We start from the raw sequence: 4,800 nt of genomic DNA on the forward strand, positions 1-4,800 counted from the left end.
GCGCGCCTCGCGGTGCGATCGGCGCATCCCGTCGAGCCCCTGCTGCGTCCCGCCGAAGGCGACGTTGAACCGGTCCTCGATGACCGCCGAGCGGGTCGGAAGCGCGTCTGCCCACCCGTCGCCCGAGGTCCACGCCCACGCGGCGTGCTCGCCGACCGGCACGACCAGGCACTGCGCAGCGCCCCGCTCCGCCGCCAGGCGCCGCGCGGCGGAGGACGGCGACGTGCCCTGGACCAGTCGCGACTGCGCGTCTCCCCAGACGATGAACGCGGTCTGCGGTCCGCTCACGTCGTAGTGCAGGGTCGCGGCGGCGTCGGCGGCGTCCACGGGCTCGCCGGCCAGGATCGCCTGGACCAGCTCGGCCTGCGCCGCGGCCGCGCCGCGCAACCACTGCTCGCGCTCCTGCTCGTAGACGTCGACCAGCTGGGTGCAGACGATGTCGATGTAGGCGAAGCAGTGCTGGGACGCCGCGGCGAGCACCCGCAGCCGGACGTCGGGCTCGAGGTCGATCTCGGAGGCGGCCTCCTCGAAGGTCTGCTCGAACAGCCAGTGCCCGAGCCGGTACGCGCGCAGCAGCGCGGCGAGCGGCTTGCCCCGGTGCACGAGCTCATGGGCCCAGGCGGTGGCGTCCGGCGGCGGGGTCGCGTCGTCCGCCGGGGTGCCGGTGATCAGCCCCTCGCGGATCGCGGCGAGGTTGCCGGCGCAGCTCATGACGAGGACGGCGCGGAAGTCCTCGTCGGCGATGTCGGCGAGCTCGGGGATCACCGACACGAGGTGGTCCCCCATGCGGGTCCCGAGCTCGAGGGGATCGAGCGTGGCTGCGAGATCGGCGACGTGGCGCCGAGCGGTCCTCTCCAGTTCTTGTCCGACCGCGCTCATGGGCTGCCACACGGGAACCGGCATCACCGCCTCTCCCCGTGTGCCCGGCACGCTACCTCACCACCCTCCGACGAACTCCCGCTCGCGCTCGGTCGCCGCTGCCCGGGACGGGTCCAGGCGCCGCAGCGCGGAGTGGGCGGCGTTCCATCCGCACATGCCGTGCGCGCCCGCGCCGGGCGGGGTGGCGGCGGAGCACAGGTAGACGCCCGGGATGCCCGTCGTGTACGGATCGAGCGCGGGCCGGGGGCGGAACACCATCTGGCGGGGATCGTTGGCGCCCGTGATGATGTCGCCGCCCACGTAGTTGACGTTGTGCTCCTCCATCGCCACGGTGGACCGCACGTGGCGCATGAGGACGCGGTCGCGGAACCCCGGCGCGAACCGCTCGATCTGCGCCTCGATCTGCGCCGTCGCGTCGCCGTCCCACCCGGTGGGCACGTGCGCGTAGGCGTACACGGGGTGCACACCGTCCTTCGCCCGGCCAGGATCGGCAAGGCTCTGCTGGCAGACGAGCACGAACGGCTGCGCCGGCATCCGGCCCGCCGCCACGTCCTTCTCGGCGGCGGCGATCTCCGCGAACGAGCCGCCGACGTGCACGGTGCCGGCCAGGCGCGAGTCCTCGTGCGTCCAGGGCACGCCGCCGTCGACCGCGAACTCGACCTTGAACGCGCCCGGCCCGTGACGGAAGCGCGTGAGCGCCCGGGCCACCCGGCGGGGCATGCGGTCCCCGGCGATGCGGACGGCGGCCTCCGGCGCGACGTCGAGCATGACCACGTCCGGGTCCTCGAGCTCCTCGAGCGCCGTGACGTGGACCCCGGTCTCGAACGTGACGCCGTGCTCTCGCAGCAGGGAGATCATCGCCTGCGCGATCGACTGGGACCCGCCGCGGGCGACGGGCCAGCCGTAGCGGTGGGCGGCGGTCCCCAGGGTCACCCCGATCGCGGAGGACATCGGGGATCCGAAGGGCCGGAACGCGTGCGCGGCCACGCCTGCGAACAGCGCCCGTCCCTCGGGGGTGGAGAACCGCCGGGTCAGCAGGGAGGCGGGCAGCGCGGAGTACGCGCCGAAGAGCGCCATCTTCAGCGGGTGCGCCGGCACGTGCAGCACGGGCTGGACGATCTCCTCCATCAGGTCGTCGAACCGCTCGGTGAGCGGTCCGAACAGCGAGCGCCACCGACGGCCGTCGCGCCCCGGCAGGCCGGCCGCCGTGGCGTCGACCGACCGGCGGACCGCCGCTCCCGACCCGCCGTCGAGCGGGTGGGAGTACTCGACGTCCGCCCACGCCCACTCCAGGCCGTGGGCGGCGAGGTCGAAGCGGCGAGAGAACGGCGTGTCCAACGCCAGCGGATGCGCCGCCGAGCACTCGTCGTGCAGCAGGCCCGGCAGCGTCAGCTCGCTGCTGCGCATGCCACCACCGAGCCGATCGTCCATCTCGAGGACGCGGACCTGCACGCCCTCGGCCGCCAGCGTCAGCGCAGCAGCGAGCCCGTTGGGCCCGCTGCCGACGACGACGGCCGAGACGCTCACGCGACCGCCTGCGGCTCGGGCCGCAGCCCGTCGCTCGTGGGCCGCGTCGCGGCGGGACGCTCGTAGCGGACCCGCTCGTACCCGGCCCGGCGCCAGGTGACCTCGGTGGCGATCGGACCGTTGGGCAGCCACGGCTGCTCCACGACGCAGTCGGCCACCTGGTAGCGGCCCCGCTCGACGATCCCCACCGCGGCGTCCATGACCCAATACTCCTGGAATCCGCGGCCGATCGCCTCCGACTCGATCCACACGACGAGGAACTCGCCCGGCTCGAACCGGCAGCGGCGCTGCACGGCCTCGAGCATCTTCTGGCTGTGGAGGTGCCCGTCACCGAAGTTGAACCCGATGAGCGCGTTGCAGGCGAACTCGGCCTCCCGGAGATCGTAGGTGTCGATGTCCGGACCGAGCGTGTTCATCATGATCGAGTTGAGCGCGCGACCCTGGCTGTGCATCGCACGCCAGCCGAGCGTCTGCTCGATCACGACCGCCGCCGCCTCGGGGCCGTAGATCTCGTCGAGCTGCTGCTTCTGCTGCTTGGCGGGCTTCTTCACCCGCGCGTTCAGCTTCTCCTCAGCGCCGGGAGCGAACGCCCACATCGCCGTGGCCCAGTTGCCCGCGTACTGACGCATCGACGGGAGGAACGACACCAGGTCGGGCCGGTTGTTCCCGAGGATCGGGAAGAACGTGACGCCCGCCACCGTCACGGCGAGCAGCACCGGATCCATGTCGGCGAGGCCGTAGCCGTCGGCGTTCGCGTAGGTCAGGAACAGGAACCCCGTGAGGTACATGAACAGCACGTTCCACTCCAGCGGCACGGCCAGGGGGAACGTCGAGGTGATGAAGACGTGGAAGCCGATCATCAGGCACGCGGCGACCAGCGCGATCGTCGCGTTCGTGGTGAAGAGCAGGACGAGCGGCGTCGCGAGCTCCACCGCCGTGCCCCCGACGTGGGCCAGCCTGACCGCCTTCTCGGACGGCCGGAGGTCCTCCGGGAAGTTGCGGTAGTGCATCCGCTTGATCGCCTTGGACGTCAGCCACGGGGTGTTGGACACCATCGGCGGGATGACGTTCGAGAAGTGGCGGCCGAACTTGGAGATGGCGGCACCGACCCACACCGAGACGATGAGGATCTTCGCGGCGACCACCATGTCGACGAACGGGAAGAACGCGAAGAAGACCAGCGCCGGCAGGTACTGCTCGCTGCGGGCCGCGATGAAGATCGTCTTGTCGCGCAGGCTGATCAGCAGGAGGAACGCCATCGCGGCGATCAGGACGCCCGGAGCGATCAGGCCCTCGTTACCGGCGCCGATGGCCGCCGTCAGCGAGGAGTCGGAGGTCCCCGGCAGCGCGATCGCCAGCGCCAGGCACCCGAGGAAGCCCAGGTACAGCGCGACGTCCAGCGGGGTGCGCTCGTCACCCCGGGTCCCGGGCACCCGCTCGGGCCACGGGGGGAGACGGATGGTGCCCGGGCGTGCCCAGTACTGGATCCCGCCGGTCATGGGCTTGAACTTGCCGGCCAGGGGCCCCCACGAGCCCGCCAGCCCGATGCCCTCCAGCAGCATCGTCCAGACGACGAGCTTCTGCCAGATGATGGGCTGGTCCCACCACACGGCAGGCTCGAACGGGTCGAGGCCCGTGGTGAGCGTGGCGAGCAGCAGACCACCGATGACGTAGACGACCAGCAGCTTCGCGACGTAGATCAGCGGCGTGATCTTCGGCGCGCCGAACCCGTACTCGGCCCAGTGGCGCGACAGGACCTTGATGCGGTCCCGGTACGGCTGGTCCATGAAGGTCGCCGGATCGACCGGGGGGAAGTCCCCTTCTTTCAATCCCATGTTCTCTCTCCTCGTCTGGTGCGGTCGCACGACCGTAGGCCGCGAGGGCGGTCGTCTCCTATGGCGCGCTGTGACGAAGTTCCCGCCGCGGTTGGTGCAGCGTCACAAAGGCCCGACGGCCGATCCACGGACTACCCTCGCCGCGATGGCCGCTCGACCGCTCCCCGACACCGTGGATCCCGCCTGGGCTCGGGCGCTGGAGCCCGTCGCCCCCCGGATCTCCGCGCTCGGCGACTTCCTGCGCGCGGAGGCCGCGGCGGGCCGGGGCTACCTGCCCGCCGGTCCGGACATCCTGCGGGCGTTCGCGCATCCCCTCGGCGAGGCCCGGGTGCTGATCGTCGGCCAGGACCCCTACCCCACCCCCGGCCACGCCGTCGGCCTCTCGTTCTCCGTGGGGCCCGACGTGCGACCGCTGCCCCCCAGCCTGCGCAACATCTTCCGCGAGTACGTCGAGGATCTCGGGTACCCGGCGCCGTCGACCGGTGACCTGTCCCCCTGGGCCCAGCGCGGGGTGGTGCTCCTGAACCGCGCGTTGACCGTCGAGCCCGGCCGGCCCAAC

At 72.1% G+C, this 4,800-nt stretch carries 3 protein-coding genes and 1 pseudogene; 1 reads left to right on the top strand and 3 read right to left on the bottom strand.

Features of this window, described 5'->3' with window-relative positions; genetic code table 11:
• The 3 genes and pseudogenes from ABYE80_RS17255 to ABYE80_RS17265 form a co-directional block, all read right to left on the bottom strand.
• Positions 1 to 879: pseudogene (locus ABYE80_RS17255) on the bottom strand (hypothetical protein); the annotation flags it as partial.
• Between the two features lie 57 nt (positions 880 to 936).
• Positions 937 to 2,406, bottom strand: a complete 1,470-nt coding sequence (locus ABYE80_RS17260; RefSeq protein ID WP_372791545.1) for a phytoene desaturase family protein — start codon at positions 2,404 to 2,406, stop codon at positions 937 to 939.
• A complete protein-coding gene (locus ABYE80_RS17265; RefSeq protein ID WP_372791546.1) occupies positions 2,403 to 4,241 on the bottom strand; it encodes a DUF3556 domain-containing protein in 1,839 nt (612 codons plus the stop codon). The genes ABYE80_RS17260 and ABYE80_RS17265 overlap by 4 nt, the downstream gene beginning before the upstream one ends.
• A gap of 145 nt (positions 4,242 to 4,386) precedes the next feature.
• Between ABYE80_RS17265 and ABYE80_RS17270 the strand changes: the two genes are divergently transcribed.
• The coding region (locus ABYE80_RS17270; RefSeq protein ID WP_372791547.1) for a uracil-DNA glycosylase at positions 4,387 to 4,800 on the top strand (414 nt) is incomplete at its 3' end.

The organism is Paraconexibacter sp., assembly GCF_041602235.1.
Lineage (GTDB): Bacteria > Actinomycetota > Thermoleophilia > Solirubrobacterales > Solirubrobacteraceae > Paraconexibacter.